The sequence below is a fragment of the Kordiimonas sp. SCSIO 12603 genome (genome assembly GCF_024398035.1).
In the GTDB taxonomy this organism is placed as follows: domain Bacteria; phylum Pseudomonadota; class Alphaproteobacteria; order Sphingomonadales; family Kordiimonadaceae; genus Kordiimonas.
The window spans coordinates 3669420-3684870 of sequence record NZ_CP073748.1; the positions used below are offsets into that span (position 1 = coordinate 3669420).

Consider the following 15451-nt stretch of genomic DNA (forward strand, 5'->3'; position numbering starts at 1 on the left):
AATTATTTCTTCCCTAAAACACCAGCAAGCCAGCCAGCACTTAAAGCCACAACAACGGCGGTTAAACCGTATAGAAACGGGGACCCATGAGCGAAATCATAAGCAGCCCGCTCGAAACCTTCTTTACCAACATCTAACTTGATACGACTACGATCTTTGATTTTACCGTCCTGAAACAAAAACGTTTCAACAATAAAATCACCAACGGGTACGTTCGCTGGCAAGTGAATATCTGTTCTGAAAAGCCCCTGCGTTAGCTTGGTAACGCTATCAAGTTCCTGCCGGAACAATTCTTCTCCAGCACGAAGGCGAAAAAGAGCCTCTCTAAAAGCGGGCTCAGGGGCTGCTACATCACCACCTGAGCGCACAACAAGCGGCAGATAATCAAACCCAATACCGTATTTTTCAAACACAGCTGCCGGAGCAATTTCATCCAGGGACGCAGTTGCAGCAACAGCATAGTATCCTGGGGCGGAGGGGAAAGTGATATTCTGGTTATTCACCCAGATAACGCCAACCCTTTCTTTCTTGCGCACCACAGTTTCGCTATTTGGTCCGCGGACCACAACAACAACTTCATACGGCGCGCTGTCTGGGTCTTTAAGCGATGTGCCCACCGCTCCAAACAAGATCAACTGTGCACCATCAAAACTGTAACGTATCTCAATTTTATTGTTCGAGAGATCGGTTACCAAAGCCATGACGGGCGACGGCAGGACCACAGTTACAAACAGCATGTAAATAAGAACGAGCAGACGCATTAGTGGCCACCCTGTTCTGCTGCTTCTGCAACACTGTATAGCTCTTCTGGCTCAATCACCAAACCAAAGCCCATCTTGATACACACACCTAGCACCATAACAGCAAGAAGTGCTCGCAGCTGCTCGCCTTTCATTTTAAGGCCAACACGCGCTCCAACTTGTGCGCCAATCACCGCACCGAACAACAACAGAACTGCAAGGAAAATATCCACCGTTTGGGTATTCACTGAATGGAAGATTGTGGTTAGTGCTGTAACAAAAATAATCTGGAACAGAGATGTTCCCACAACCACATTGGTCGGCATACCAAGGATATAAATCATGGCAGGAACCATGATGAAACCACCACCAACACCCATAATCGCCGCAAGAACACCAACTAACATACCAATAGCAAGTGGCAGGATTGCAGAGATATAAAGGCGAGATTTACGGAAACGCATCTTAAATGGCAGTGCATGTATCCACGCTTTATGGCGATCTTCCCGAGAAAGCTTTGGTGGCACATATCCTGTGTACTGACGATATATGGCCCGCATACTTTCCCAGAACATCAACCCACCAACAGACCCAAGGAAAACCACGTAAGCAAGGGCGATCATCAGGTCAACCTGCCCCAGTGATTTCAGATACGTAAAGACCTGTGCCCCAAAGAAGGAGCCAATAGCGCCGCCGACAATAAGGACAGCCCCCATCTTCACATCTACACCTTGCCTTCGCCAGTGCGCCAGCGCACCCGATACAGAAGCGGCGGTAATTTCATTGGATTCAGTTGCCACAGCAACAGCAGGCGGCACGCCAGAGAAAATTAACAGCGGTGTCATAAGGAAACCACCACCAACTCCAAACATACCCGAAAGAAAGCCAACGACAGCCCCCATTCCAATCACCAAAAATATGTTCATGGAGAGTTCGGCAATCGGCAGATAAAGAGGCATACTGTTTCGGCCCTGAAAATAGCATGAAGTACGGAAGGAAGTCCGGTACCTGACATTCAGTTATTCTTAACACCCTAAGCTAAAAATAGAATTAAGATCAATCCCGCATAAGGTCTTTTATGCAATTCAGATAAGTTTTTTTATCTATTCAAACCCGAAAACCACACGATTCGGTGACTTTCCGTTATTTCCCAACATTCCTCTTTGGCTAAAATCCATAATTCCCACGGGAATCCAGTGCTTTATAAAAGTGACTGAGAAATACTTGACGTTAACGTCAACGGAACATATTTTAATGTTCAGCATTAAAGGATGGTTTCATGTCAAAACAAGAAAACAGAACCTATTCAATTCAGGATCTCGCAACAGAGTTCCATATAACCCCCCGGACCTTGCGGCACTATGAAGAGCAAGGGCTTATCGCACCGCAGCGCCAAGGCCAAACACGTGTCTATAGCGGTGCTGACCGCGCCCGTCTTTCCTGGATACTCCGGGGCAAGCGAGTTGGTTTCTCCCTTGCCGAGGTGGGTGAGATGTTGGACTTGTATGATATTGGCGATGGCCGCCAAACCCAACGTGAAGTCGCCGAAAACCGTTGCCGCGAAAGGATAACAGCCTTGAAGGCCCAACGGGACGATATTAACGCAACCATCGTAGAGCTCGAAGGCTTCTGCGATCTGCTTTCCAATTTGAAACGCTGTGAAAAAACCGGCCAGTGGGTTGATACCACAACCGGCGAAATCATGAGCAGCTTCAACCCTGAATAAACAAATTAATAAGATCTCAACATAGATAGGAACACCCATGCCAAGCTATAAGGCCCCTGTAAAGGACATGAGTTTCGTTTTGAACGAGGTACTGAACCTCAGCCAATATTCCCACCTTCCGGGTTACGATGAAGCAACCCCTGATCTAATCTCCGCTATTCTTGAAGAAGGTGCGAAGCTTTGTGAAAACGAGCTAGCTCCACTTAACCTTTCAGGTGATCAGGAAGGCTGTCACCGCGCAGAAGACGGTTCTGTAACAACACCGAAAGGCTTCAAGGAAGCATACGCAAAATACACTGAAGGTGGCTGGCCTGGCCTTACAGAAAACCCAGACTTTGGCGGCCAAGGCATGCCACACACGCTCGGTTTTTGCCTTGAGGAAATGATGGTTTCTTCAAACATGGCGTTTGCTATGTACCCGGGCCTTACAGCTGGTGCACGTGCCGCTATCAATATTGATGGTACCGACGAGCAAAAGCAAACATACCTACCGAAAATGATTTCAGGTGAATGGACAGGTACCATGAACCTGACTGAGCCACACTGTGGTACAGATCTTGGTATGCTGCGCACTAAAGCAGAGCCAAATGATGATGGTTCTTACGCAATCTCCGGCACAAAGATTTTCATCTCCGCTGGCGATCACGATATGGCTGATAACATCATCCACCTTGTTCTCGCACGCTTGCCAGATGCACCCAAGGGCGTGAAAGGTATTTCGCTCTTTATCGTGCCGAAATTCAATCTGAATGAAGACGGCTCCGTTGGTGAGAAGAACGGCGTCTCTTGTGGTTCCATCGAAGAAAAAATGGGCATCCACGGCAACTCTACTTGTGTGATGAACTATGATGGCGCCAAAGGCTTCTTGCTTGGCGAACCGCACAAAGGCCTACGCTCTATGTTCATTATGATGAACGCTGCGCGTATTGGTGTTGCTGTTCAGGGTTATGGCCTTTCTGAAGTTGCTTACCAAAACGCTGTTGAATATGCGAAGGACCGTATCCAAGGCCGTGCCCTTACTGGCCCTAAAATGCCGGAAAAAGTAGCTGATTCAATTATCGTACACCCAGATGTACGCCGTAACCTTATGAACGCCCGCTCTTTCAATGAAGCAGCACGTGCTGCTGCTATATGGTGTGCTCTGCTTGTTGATGTATCACATAACGAGCCTGACGAAGAAAAACGTCAGTGGGCAGACGATATCGTTGGTCTTCTAACTCCTGTGATGAAAGGCGTGTTCACAGACCGCGGTTTTGAATATTGCGCTAGCTCTCAGCAAGTATTTGGCGGCCACGGTTATATCTCTGAATGGGGTATGGAACAGTTTGTTCGTGATGCACGTATCACTCAGATTTACGAAGGTGCAAACGGTATTCAGGCGCTTGATCTTGTGGGCCGTAAACTTCCCGCAAATGGTGGTCGCGGCATTCAGGCCTTCTTCAGCTATGTAGGCAAGTTCCTATCTACCAACAAAGAGAATGAAAAGCTTGCTGATTTCGTGAAACCACTCAGCAAAGCGCTGACTGATCTTCAAACAGCAACAATGTGGCTTGTGCAAAATGGCATGGCAAACCCAGACAATGCAGGTGCCGCTTCCACGCCATATATGCACCTGTTTGGTCACGTACTCCTTGGTTTCCAGTGGGCACAAATTGCAAAAATTGCAACTGAACAACTGGACGCAGGCACAAGTGACCCTACCTTCTATGAAAACAAGTTAATCACAGGCCGTTATTACATGAACCGCCGCATGCCGGAAACTGCAGCCCTTCTTGGTGAACTGCAAACGGGTGCAGAAGATGTAATGGCGCTTGACGCAGCAAATTTCTAAGCCGCTTGGCACACTGAAAGGGATATTAAGAATGACTGATGCTTATATTTATGATGCTATCAGAACACCGCGCGGACGCGGTCGTAAAGATGGCTCGCTCCACGAAATTACACCAGTTCAGCTTGCCACTCAGGCGCTAGAAGCAATTCGTGACCGGAATGATCTTGATACATCCGTTGTAGATGACGTGGTTATGGGGTGTGTGGCACCAGTTGGTGAGCAAGGTTCAAACATCGCACGTGTTGCAGCAATCAATGCTGGTTACGCAGAAACTGTTGCCGGCTTCCAGCTGAACCGTTTTTGTGCGTCCGGCCTTGAAGCTGTAAACGTAGCAGCAGCAAAAGTTATGTCTGGTGAAGCAGATATGGCAATCGGCGGCGGTGTTGAAAGCATGTCACGCGTACCAATGGGCTCTGATGGCGGTGCTTGGCCGATGGACCCATCTGTAGCGTTCGACAGTTACTTCGTACCACAAGGTATTTCAGCTGACCTTATCGCAACAAAATACGGCTATAGCCGTGATGATGTTGATGCTTACGCTGTTGAATCCCAAAACCGTGCGAAAGCATCTTGGGATGATAACCGTTTTGCTAAATCAATCGTGCCAGTGAAAGACGTGGTTGGCATGACTGTGCTGGACCATGACGAGTTCATGCGCCCTGAAACAACAATGCAGTCTCTTGGCGCTCTTAAGCCATCTTTCGTACAGATGGGTGAATTTGGTTTTGATAACGTTGCAATCCAGAAATACCCGGAAATTGAACGTATCAATCACGTACACCATGCTGGTAACTCATCCGGTATCGTAGACGGCTCTTCTGCTATCCTCGTTGGTACAAAAGAAATGGGCGAAAAGCTTGGCCTTAAGGCACGTGCACGCATCCGTTCTATGGCATCTGTTGGTTCTGAGCCAACAATCATGCTTACTGGCCCATCTTTTGCGGCAGAAAAAGCACTGAAACGCGCTGGTATGAGCACATCAGACATTGATGTTTGGGAACTGAACGAAGCGTTCGCTTCTGTTGTTCTGCGCTTTATGGAAGCACTGAATATTGATCACAGTGACATCAACGTAAACGGTGGAGCTATCGCGATGGGTCACCCACTTGGTGCAACTGGTTCCATGATCCTTGGTACTGTTCTTGATGAGCTTGAGCGTTCAAACAAAGAAACAGCGCTTGCAACACTTTGTATTGGTGCAGGCATGGGTACTGCAACAATCATCGAACGCGTTTAATCGCCAACTGATATTTTCGGGGATATTTGAAAATGACTGAAACAATTCGTTTTGAAGTAGATGGCGACGGCATTGCACTTCTAACAATCGATCTGCCAAACACGGGCATGAACGTATTCAACGCACAGCTTATCGAAGACCTGGACACATGTGTGGATAAGGTTCTTGCTGATGACGCGATCAAAGGTGCGGTTATCACATCTGGTAAGCCGGCGTTCCTTGCAGGTGCCGACCTTAACATGCTTGGCGGCCAGGCTGGCGGCGATGCAACACCAGAAGAAGCTTTTGAAAGCGCTTTCCGCCTGAATAAAATCCTTCGCAAGATGGAAACAGGTGATAAGAACCGTAAAGTTCTAGCAAAAGAAGGCACAAAGCCTTTTGCAGCTGCTGTTAACGGCCTTGCGCTTGGTGGTGGTTTCGAACTTGTTCTTGGCTGTCACTACCGTGTGCTAGCAGACGTGCCTAGCATGCAACTTGGTTTCCCAGAAGTTCAAGTTGGCCTGCTTCCGGGTGCTGGCGGTACCCAGCGTCTACCACGCCTGATTGGTATTCAGGCAGCAGCACAAGCAATTACAACAGGCAAGCCTTTCAAAGGCCAAATGGCTGTTGGTCTTGGCATTGCTCAAGAAATCGCACCGCTTGAAGATGTGGTAACGAAAGCCAAAGAATGGGTTAAAAAATCTCCTTCTGCGCTCGCTCCGTGGGATAAGAAAGGCTTTAAATACCCAGGCGGCTCTGGCGCAATGCATCCAGGCAGCGTGCAAACATTTGTTGGCGCGAACGCTATGGCTCAAAAGCAAACACAGCATAACTATCCTGCTGTGCAGGCGATCCTTTCTTGCCTGTTTGAAGGTGGTGTTGTTGATTTCGATACAGCGATCCGTATTGAAAGCAAATATTTCATGAGCCTTCTTGCTGATCCGGTTGCCGGCAACATGATCCGCAGCCTGTTCATTAACAAGCAAGCTGTTGAAAAAGGGTCCCTTCGTCCTGAAGGTATCGAGCGCAAGAAAGTGAAACGTCTTGGTATGCTTGGTGCTGGTCTTATGGGTGCTGGTGTTGCTTATGTTTCAGCGAAAGTAGGCATGGAAGTTGTGCTGTTAGACCGCGATGAAGCATCTGCTGAAAAAGGTAAAGACTACAGCCGTAACCTTGTGAAAAAGGGTGTTGAGCGCGGTAAGGTTTCTCAGGAAAAAGGCGATGCCCTTCTTGAGCGCATCACAACAACATCAGATTATGCTGACCTTAAAGACTGTGATTTGATCATCGAAGCAGTGTTTGAAGCGGAAGACATCAAGAAAGATGTAACAGAGAAAACAGAAGCCGTTATTGGTGATGATATTGTGTTTGCTTCAAACACATCCACACTGCCAATTACTGGCCTCGCGAAAAACTTCTCTCGCCCACACCAGTTCATCGGTATTCACTTCTTCTCACCAGTAGACAAGATGCCTCTTGTTGAAATCATCATGGGTGAGAAAACTGACGATGCAACACTTGCTCTAGCGCTTGACTATGTAAGCCAGATCAAGAAAACACCAATCGTTGTGAACGATAGCCGTGGTTTCTACACAAGCCGCTGTTTCGGTACATACGTAACTGAAGGTTACGCGATGGTGAAAGAAGGTGTGAACCCTGCGCTTATCGAAAACGCTGGCAAGATGGCTGGTATGCCTGTTGGCCCACTTGCTGTGGGTGATGAGGTTGCGCTTGATCTATCCTACAAAGTAGGCATGGCAACGAAGAAGGCGCTCGGTGACGCATACGTGGAAAGCCCAGCAGACGGTTTCGTTGAAAAAATGGTTGTTGATCTTGAGCGCTTCGGCCGCAAGAACGGCAAAGGTAACTATGTGTATCCTGAAGATGGTGGTAAGAAATACCTGTGGCCTGGTCTTCAGGACCATTTCCCGCTGTCAGACGAGCAGCCAACTGTAGATGAAGTGAAATCACGTTTCATGGTCCGTCAGGCTGTTGAAGCAGCTCGCTGTTTTGAAGAAGGCGTTCTTATTGATGCGTCCTCTGGTGATATCGGTGCGATCTTCGGCTGGGGCTTTGCACCATTCACTGGCGGCCCGTTCAGCTTTATTGACACATACGGCGTTGCTGAATTCGTAGCAGAAGCAGACCGCTTAGCTCAAGCATACGGCGCGCGCTTCACACCACCGCAAATACTGCGCGATATGGCTGAAAAAGGTGAAACTTTCTACAGCAAAGGCGACACACGCGGCCGCCTCGCTGCATAAATCACTCCCCAATTAGCTAAAAGAAAAGGTCGCTTCGGCGGCCTTTTTTATTGGAAGCACCTGCACCATAAAGGGTAGTGCCAGCCCATAGACTAAAGAGAAATGAACCACCAGAAAACCGGATGATTCTAATGAATGAGCCAATACAGGGGAAGAGAGCAGCTCAATCATTACCCTATCTGATGACAACTAACCTCTTCGCATTCCAAGAGAATTTTCTAAGCCGTAACTATTTTTCAAAAACCTCTTGCTTTTAACATGTTCCGTATGTACCCATTAGTCACACGGTACATATGGAACAACATAAAAATGCAAATAATGATAGACATCGACAGCAACACCCCAATGTTCGCCCAACTGATTGAACAGATCAAAAAGGCGGTGCAGACGGATTCCATCAAGCCGGGAGATGGGTTGCCATCAATCAGGCAGCTCGCCAACGACTTGAATGTGAACAATAAAACAGTGGCAAAAGCATACCAATTGCTCGAGCGCGACAATGTTATTCAAACCAAGGGCTATAGAGGCACCTTTGTGCATCCTGATGCCAAGGCAAACTGCAGCTTTGATTTGAATGCATGGGTTTTCGAAAAACTCAGCGAGACGATAGAGACACTCCGAAAAGCAGGTGCAACAGACAGTGAAATCCGTATCGCCTTCGGGGATGTAATCAACAATAGAACCTTCAAAGAAAAAGAGGCGTAACATGGCTATCACGACACTCATTCTGTATCTAGCTTTCCTTAGCCAGATATTCCTGCTTTCCTTTTACTATCCATCGAGATTTATAAAACGTGCTCGGTATGTAATTGAAACATATCCGCCTACGGATTACCCAAAACTGTATCCCAGTTCATTCGGGTATGATTCTAAGGCTGCATATACAAGTGGATTAACCACTTACAAAGTCATGAATGGTATCGCTATTTTGGTGGGCCTAGGGCTCCTCATCTGGGCAATCTACACAGGATATACACCGAGCCCAACAGGCGGTGAAGAAGTCATCATAGTAGGATATCTGTTTGTGCAATCTTTCCCGCATATAAGGGCAGAAATAGCCGCCTACCAGCAACTTAAAGCAATGCAATATTTCGACAAAAGCACCAAGCGAGTAGCCGAGCTAGCACCAAGAAAATTATTTGATTTCGTTTCACCAATAGCGGTGTTGGTCGCAGCGGTTCTTTTCATCAGTTGGCTTATGTTCTTCATTTCATCAGAAGGTTCCATTACAGAATGGCAAGACAACGTTTATATCTCGCTGACAATACTTATCGCTGTTCATGTCGGCTATATCTTCGCGATACAGCAAGCTCTACACGGCAAAAAGCAAGACCCTCATCAAGCTACGAAAGACCAACTGGGTGCAATTGAAACCAAAGTGAAAATGTATGTTTATTCTCTGATTTTCATGAACCTGTTTCTACTGCTCAATACGGCGATTGAAATATCAGGGCATGAGGTTCTCGACCCTATCGCTACTACTATATATTTTCAGGTCTTGGTTGGCTGCATCATGGAACTATTATTCCGTACCCACAAGGTTGAAGCCATTGATTATGAGGTATACCGGGAAACCAGCTCCCAACAATAACAATACCCTAGCTCCAACTGGTGGCTGCCCCTACGGCCACCTTTTCTAACTCCGTAATACACACCTTTTCACTCCTGCCAAAAACTGTCATGCTCCTTCCCTATCCTTTACTGAGAAAAGGAATAACCATGGCCTATGATGAATATTTAACCGACCGTTTCAGAACATGCCTAGAAGGTATTATGGATATCTCTGAAAAACGCATGATGGGCGGCGTTTGTTTTCTCATGAACGGGAATATGATTGGTGGAGCTGACCGCACTAAATCTGGCGAAGGCCGCTTTATGTTTCGTGTGGGCAAAGAAAATGAAACCGAAGCCCTAACAAGAGAAGGGGCAACTATCATGGAACAAGGTGGCAGGCGTATGAGCGGCCTCATTTTTGTTGCAGAAGAAACTTGCGAAGCAGATGAAATATTACAGGATTGGGTTTCACTTGCTTTAAGCTTTGTCTCTACCCTTCCGCCTAAATAAGGATAACATCATGGCTGGTTGGCATTTTGACCCAGAAATCATTGTATTTCTGAATGACTTGAAAGCGAACAATACCAAAGATTGGTTCACAGAAAATAAGGCTCGTTTCACTGCAGATTACAAAGAACCGGCTGATTTCTTTAAAAACATTATGCAACACCAACTGGAAGACGCATTTGGCGAAAGCTATAACGCTAAAATATTCCGTATTTATAGGGACTTGAGATTTTCCAAAGATAAAACTCCCTATAATACCCATCTTCATATCTCTTTTGTACCATCAGGGCTGAAAAGCCTCGCCTGGTATTTTGGCCTACAGGCTGAAAATTTGGTGCTTGGTACGGGTGTATTTGGTTTTGAAAAAGACCGCTTGAATAGTTTCAGGGAAACCATTGTCAGCAAAAAAGGGGATCAACTTGCAGATATCCTGGCTGATTTACAGGAAAATGGTTTCCGCATTGGTAAACCAGATCTGAAAAAGATACCGCGGGGTTTTGATGCAGACCACCCCAACGCCTACCTACTTCGCTATAAAGGTTTAACGGTATGGCGCGACTTTGCTGATACCACACCAGCTACATCTGGAGATCTGACTGCTCTATGCACTGAAACCTACCGGGAGATGAAACCCTTCTTTGATTGGATGCAATCTTTCTATCAAAGTTCTTGAACTTCTTTCGCAGGCTCTTCAGCCTCCTCTATTGCCGGTGCATCTTTAAGGCGCCCCGTGATCTCTTGTGTACGAATATACTGCTGGTACATATAGGGAAGAATAATCACCCCTTCAGCAAACTGAGACGCATAGGTGATTATGGCGAATACATCCCCCATATTAGCACCAATAAGAAGTACGGAATCGTAAAGAGAAAAAGCAATCATCAACACCACAAACATATAGGTCAGGCCAAAGTTTCTGGCTTCAAGATCAGAAAGAGCAATCCTGTGTTTAACAAGGCTTCCGAAATGACCTTCAAGCTTTTCCTTCTGCCGGCTCATGAAAACCCGCGCCCTTGCCTCAAGCTCATTGTTGATGAGTTTATTCAAGGAAATCATACGCTTCTTAGACAAGAGAAAAACCAGACCAATAAGAAGCGCAGCGCCCACAGCCACCGTCCCTGTTAAAGGTGCAATGATAAAGAGCATGATAAGTGCGCCGCCGATAGCGAACACTGACGACAATCCCATCGGCAGTTCATTCTCAAAAAAATCAATCACTTCCTTTAGAAGGTCTGCCCGGCCAATGGCAGGAGACAAATCATCGTGGTTTTCAATGGCTTCGCCGGAAATATCTTCACTGATTTCCCGGTAAATAGCCCCATAAGCACGAGTATCATAGAAACGCCGGAGGGTGCCAACCACGATCATTCCCACTTCAACGCCAAGGAATATATAAATCCCCAACCATTCTTTCTCCACAAGGCCGTTAATTGCCATACCAAGGGCCAAGGGCTCAAGAACCCTTAACAAGTTCTCGAGCACCAACATTAAGAATGTAATGGATATCTTGCCGCTAAATTTCTTTAGAATTTTACCGTGCGTAATGTTTTCCAAAACTACCTCCCCATCAAACCTGTACCCTATGTAAAGGCTTGCATATCCTTTTCAAGGAATTCTAATCTTTCCTAGGTTCCCAATCAGGCGGTAGGAAAAATGCTTTGATTTTATTGCCGAGACCAGGCGCGTTCCACATGCGTTTAGCGAGCCATGTAAAACCGCAAAAGAACACTACAAACGGATTTACGCTGTTGATTGGCTCTGTCACGCCGTAAACAACCTTCTCTTTTTCTTCTTCAAAGGTACCGAACATACGGTCCCAGATAATGAAAATACCGCCATAGTTTTTATCCAGATACTGTGGGTTAGATCCATGATGTACTCGGTGATGAGAAGGCGTGTTCATCAAATATTCAATCGGCCGAGGAAACTTGCCGATGGTTTCTGTATGCAGAGCCGTTTGATATAGCTGAACCATAGCTTCAGCAAATAAAATCAAGAAGGGATTAAAGCCCATCAATGCCAATGGCAGATGGAAGAGAATTGGCATTACGCCATCAAGCGGTCCAAACCGGTACGCCACCGAAATATTAAAATATGGCGAGCTATGATGAACCGCATGTGTGGCCCATCCAAAGCCTACCCGGTGCATAAAACGGTGCTCCCAATAATAAGCAACATCGGCGAGAACGAGTCCTGCTAATATCGTCCATCCATTGATCGGTAGCTGCGTAACACTAAAATAATCAAATGCAATAAAGAACGCAGATGTATAAATACCGATAAATGCCAAGCCAATCCCAAGAAAACCAACAAGCGTTAGAAAGTTAGCCACAGTATCGCCAATAATATTCCAAGTAAGAGCTTTTTTGACCAAAAGCCGCAGCATTTCAAAGCCGAGAAAAATCATAGCAAACAGGAAGAACCAATCATCAATGGCAATCTCAAGACCATAGATTTCCATTTCAGTGAAAGGAGTATTCAGAAATTCCATCATATCCGCCTCCTCTTACTATTTATAATAATGCATTTTTACAGACACCGTCCGTGTTTCATTGCCAACAGGTACGCTGGCCTTACGGAAGGATGGCTGATCAAGCGCATGCCTCGCCCCCGACATACCATATCCTTCAAGCGGTTCGTCGCCTCTGATATCGAAAACCCCATTTGCGTTTTCATCATGAAATAAAACCACAGCATAGTTACCTTGCGGTAAATCATGAAAACTAAAACCAGCAGCCTTACTCTTCAGCTTCATGGTGATAGCCGCGTATGCTGCGCGCTCATTATTATCATCATAAGCACGTTTGGTATCATGAATAGCCACCATCAACTGGCCTTTTGCATCCCTGATATTGGTTACATGCACAGTTAAAGTTCCTGTCTGCTCCTTTTTGGTAGATTTTACTTCTGTACTTTCCGCGGAACAAGCAGTTGTACTTGCCAGGATAAAAAAGCTAGAAACAAGCAAGTTTTTAATATTCATCATACGATCCTTCATTTATGATCAATTTTGACAATAAATAGGGACTGAATAATAAATTGTCAACATTGACAATTTATGGAGATATATATGGCACGCCCAAGTGTGAAGGAAAAACGTACCGAGGAAATTTTAAACGCGTTTGAAAAATGCGTTGCTCGCTTTGGCGTGGAAGGTTCAACGCTTGAAAAAATTGCTGAAGAAGCAGGCCTCAGACGCAGCCTTTTGAGACACTATGTCGGTAACCGAGACGAACTGATCGATGCCCTTATTGCACGCTATATTGAACGTTCAGATGCTGACATGCAATTGCTGACCACCACACTCAAAGGCGCATCTGCTGAGAAATTTATTGACTATTTATTCTATGAAGAAGGTGATCTCACAGCACAGGTTTCACAGGCTTTGATGGTGGCGGCCGCAGAACATGAAAACATTCGACAACAACTCTCGCTGTGGAACCAAAAATTTCACACTCAGTTAATCCATATTCTCCTTACCATGTATCCTGATGTTGCGAAGGAGGACCTTCATATTATCAGCACTGGCATAGAAGGGATTTACCTGAATGCCGTTTCCTTCAATGTACTTGATGACATGGACAATATGAAAGCTGCTTCAAAAATTGCAGCCTTACGTTTGTTGAAAACTCTAGAAGCGAAATAACATTGCCAATGTAACCTCTGGATATATACTTTCTGAATATTCCAAAAAAACTGATCCCACGGATCCCAGATATCTGAGCTTTTCATTGACTAACGCCGGACAACTTATTCAATCCACACTGCAGAGAGCTCATACTCTCTTGCAAAACAATCAAGCTGAAAACGCTGAACAACTAGTTCGTAATATCCTTAAGCAGTACCCGAATGAGCCTAACAGCTTACATCTTTTAGGATTGATTTTAAAACATCTGGGTCAGTTTGAAGAAGCAATCAATCTCCTACAGAAGGCAATAAGCCACGGCACTAACGCGTTAGCTATACAGAACAGCCTTGGCAGCACATACTATGCACAGGGCAATCACCCTGAAGCTCTTGCAATTTACGATGAGATTTTAAGGCAACAACCAAACCATCTTGACGCTCTCTATAACAGCGCACTAGCTGCTATAGCGCTAGATAAACCCAACACAGCACTTGAGAAGGCGTTGCATGGCGCTAAAACACATCCTGATCATATAAAATTTATCTATCTGGAAGCTCAAGCACTGGCACTTACCGGACAGATAGAAGCTGCAGTCACAAAATATAAAAAGCTCCTGAGCAAAGCCCCTGATTACTTTCAGGCAACATATTCGTTCGCTTTACTTCTGCGCGAAAATGGCCGGTTTGAAGAAGCAAAATCCTATATTCTTCAAGCAACCAAGCTTCAGCCCAAATCCAAAGAAGCATGGTTTATGCTCGCTAATCTACATTATCAAATCGGCGAAGCAGAAGAGGCAGACATCGCTTTCAGGCGCTTGTTGACACTAGACCCAACACATGTCGAAGCTCACCGCTTGTTAAACAATCTATATTTCGAATTTGGTTATACCGATAAATTTGCCAAATCTTTCTCAATTGGTATTCAACACGCGCCAACATCCATACCTATCCGGCTTGCACAGATAGATAGCCTCCTGCAAGCGGAGCGCTACCAAGATTGCGCTAATGCAATAAAACAAGCTGAGCAAGTAACTGGAAATCATGCAAGCCTGATGGTTCGCTCAGGCATGCTTAAAGCCAAACAAAACGACTTTCATAGTGCGGTAGAACTGTTAGAAAAAGCTCATGAGCTGGCACCTGATATTCCCACCATAGCTATTACTCTCGCGCGATACATGATTAGCGCAAGCCGAGAAAACGATGCACTTTCTGTTCTGGATACCGCGGAAAAACTCTCCCCGTTTGATCAAAACTTATGGGCCCTTCGCGGTACTGCGTGGCATTTGATGGGAGATCATAAAAAAGCTGATTGGCTTTTTGGATATGATCGTTTCGTTGATGTTAGAACCATCCACACTCCGGATGGATATACAAATATTCAGGAATTCCTAGAACATTTAACCAATCATCTGGAAACCTTACACACAACACAGCATGCCCCAATAGACCAAACATTACGGAACGGTACACAAACCGTAGGTCAGTTATTTGACCACAACGACCCTATTCTTCAACTTTATAAACATGCTCTTAATGATACCGTTAAATATTTCATAGACACCTTGCCAACGGACAGTGAGCACCCCTTCTTAAAAAGAAACACAGGCGCTTTTCGATTTTCTTCCAGTTGGTCAGTTCGACTAACGAAAACTGGTTTTCACGTAAGCCACGTTCATCCCGCAGGCTGGTTATCAAGTGCTTTCTATGTTGCATTTGACAAATCCACAGTCAGTGACGACCCAAAAAAACCAGACGGCTGGCTTCATTTTGGTGTACCTGGTCTCGCTTTGCCTGGGAGAGATATCAGTCCAGCGCGTTTGGTTAAGCCTGAACCAGGACTGTTGGCATTATTCCCATCATACTGTTGGCACGGCACACACCCTATCGCAAACGAAGGCATGCGCTTAACCGCTCCTTTTGATGTTATCCCGATTTAGGAAACATATTTCAGCTATACTGCAAACATGCTTTCTGCCAAAAAAAATG

General features: G+C 45.7%; 16 protein-coding genes. 10 read left to right on the forward strand and 6 right to left on the reverse strand.

Annotated features, from left to right (window positions below; genetic code table 11):
* Positions 1–2: 2 nt before the first annotated feature.
* Entirely contained in the window at positions 3–761 is a 759-nt protein-coding gene (locus tag KFE96_RS17270; protein WP_255833779.1) for a TIGR02186 family protein, read from the reverse strand.
* On the reverse strand, positions 761–1699 hold the full coding sequence (locus KFE96_RS17275; protein ID WP_247017418.1) for a sulfite exporter TauE/SafE family protein: 939 nt from the start codon (positions 1697–1699) through the stop codon (positions 761–763). The genes KFE96_RS17270 and KFE96_RS17275 overlap by 1 nt, the downstream gene beginning before the upstream one ends.
* A gap of 320 nt (positions 1700–2019) precedes the next feature.
* Between KFE96_RS17275 and KFE96_RS17280 the strand changes: the two genes are divergently transcribed.
* Genes KFE96_RS17280 through KFE96_RS17295 form a run of 4 tightly spaced genes read left to right on the forward strand, consistent with a single transcriptional unit; the run spans position 2020 to position 7777 of the window.
* A complete protein-coding gene (locus KFE96_RS17280; protein WP_247017420.1) occupies positions 2020–2466 on the forward strand; it encodes a MerR family DNA-binding transcriptional regulator in 447 nt (148 codons plus the stop codon).
* 37 nt (positions 2467–2503) lie between these two features.
* Entirely contained in the window at positions 2504–4297 is a 1794-nt protein-coding gene (locus KFE96_RS17285) for an acyl-CoA dehydrogenase C-terminal domain-containing protein (protein ID WP_255833780.1), read from the forward strand.
* A 31-nt stretch (positions 4298–4328) separates the two neighbouring features.
* A complete protein-coding gene (locus KFE96_RS17290; protein WP_255833782.1) occupies positions 4329–5534 on the forward strand; it encodes an acetyl-CoA C-acetyltransferase in 1206 nt (401 codons plus the stop codon).
* Between the two features lie 32 nt (positions 5535–5566).
* Positions 5567–7777 (forward strand): 3-hydroxyacyl-CoA dehydrogenase NAD-binding domain-containing protein, encoded by a 2211-nt coding sequence (locus KFE96_RS17295; protein WP_255833783.1) that lies wholly within the window; start codon positions 5567–5569, stop codon positions 7775–7777.
* Positions 7778–7789: 12 nt separating this feature from the next.
* On the opposite strand, the gene KFE96_RS17300 is transcribed toward KFE96_RS17295, so the two are convergent.
* Positions 7790–7948, reverse strand: coding sequence for a hypothetical protein (locus KFE96_RS17300; RefSeq protein ID WP_255833784.1), 159 nt, complete (start codon positions 7946–7948; stop codon positions 7790–7792).
* A 147-nt stretch (positions 7949–8095) separates the two neighbouring features.
* Here KFE96_RS17300 and KFE96_RS17305 point away from each other — a divergent pair, with 147 nt between their 5' ends.
* The 4 genes from KFE96_RS17305 to KFE96_RS17320 all read left to right on the forward strand — a co-directional run bounded on the left by KFE96_RS17305 (position 8096) and on the right by KFE96_RS17320 (position 10511).
* Positions 8096–8482, forward strand: coding sequence for a GntR family transcriptional regulator (locus KFE96_RS17305; protein ID WP_247017427.1), 387 nt, complete (start codon positions 8096–8098; stop codon positions 8480–8482).
* Between the two features lies 1 nt (position 8483).
* A complete protein-coding gene (locus tag KFE96_RS17310) occupies positions 8484–9368 on the forward strand; it encodes a hypothetical protein (RefSeq protein WP_255833785.1) in 885 nt (294 codons plus the stop codon).
* Positions 9369–9496: 128 nt separating this feature from the next.
* Entirely contained in the window at positions 9497–9841 is a 345-nt protein-coding gene (locus KFE96_RS17315) for a TfoX/Sxy family protein (RefSeq protein WP_255833786.1), read from the forward strand.
* Between the two features lie 10 nt (positions 9842–9851).
* Positions 9852–10511: a DUF2461 domain-containing protein gene (locus tag KFE96_RS17320; protein WP_255833787.1), complete on the forward strand. Its 660-nt coding sequence runs from the start codon at positions 9852–9854 to the stop codon at positions 10509–10511.
* Here the strand turns inward: KFE96_RS17320 and KFE96_RS17325 are convergent.
* From KFE96_RS17325 to KFE96_RS17335, 3 genes are all read right to left on the reverse strand, one after another.
* On the reverse strand, positions 10499–11392 hold the full coding sequence (locus KFE96_RS17325; protein ID WP_255833788.1) for an ABC transporter six-transmembrane domain-containing protein: 894 nt from the start codon (positions 11390–11392) through the stop codon (positions 10499–10501). The two genes, KFE96_RS17320 and KFE96_RS17325, sit on opposite strands and share 13 nt — an antisense overlap.
* 61 nt (positions 11393–11453) lie before the next feature.
* Complete coding sequence (locus KFE96_RS17330; protein WP_370650605.1) at positions 11454–12329, reverse strand: sterol desaturase family protein; 876 nt, start codon at positions 12327–12329, stop codon at positions 11454–11456.
* An 18-nt stretch (positions 12330–12347) separates the two neighbouring features.
* Positions 12348–12824, reverse strand: coding sequence for a DUF2141 domain-containing protein (locus KFE96_RS17335; protein ID WP_255833790.1), 477 nt, complete (start codon positions 12822–12824; stop codon positions 12348–12350).
* Positions 12825–12908: 84 nt separating this feature from the next.
* Between KFE96_RS17335 and KFE96_RS17340 the strand changes: the two genes are divergently transcribed.
* Positions 12909–13484, forward strand: a complete 576-nt coding sequence (locus tag KFE96_RS17340; RefSeq protein ID WP_255833791.1) for a TetR/AcrR family transcriptional regulator — start codon at positions 12909–12911, stop codon at positions 13482–13484.
* Between the two features lie 85 nt (positions 13485–13569).
* A complete protein-coding gene (locus KFE96_RS17345) occupies positions 13570–15402 on the forward strand; it encodes a tetratricopeptide repeat protein (RefSeq protein ID WP_255833792.1) in 1833 nt (610 codons plus the stop codon).
* Positions 15403–15451 lie beyond the last annotated feature (49 nt).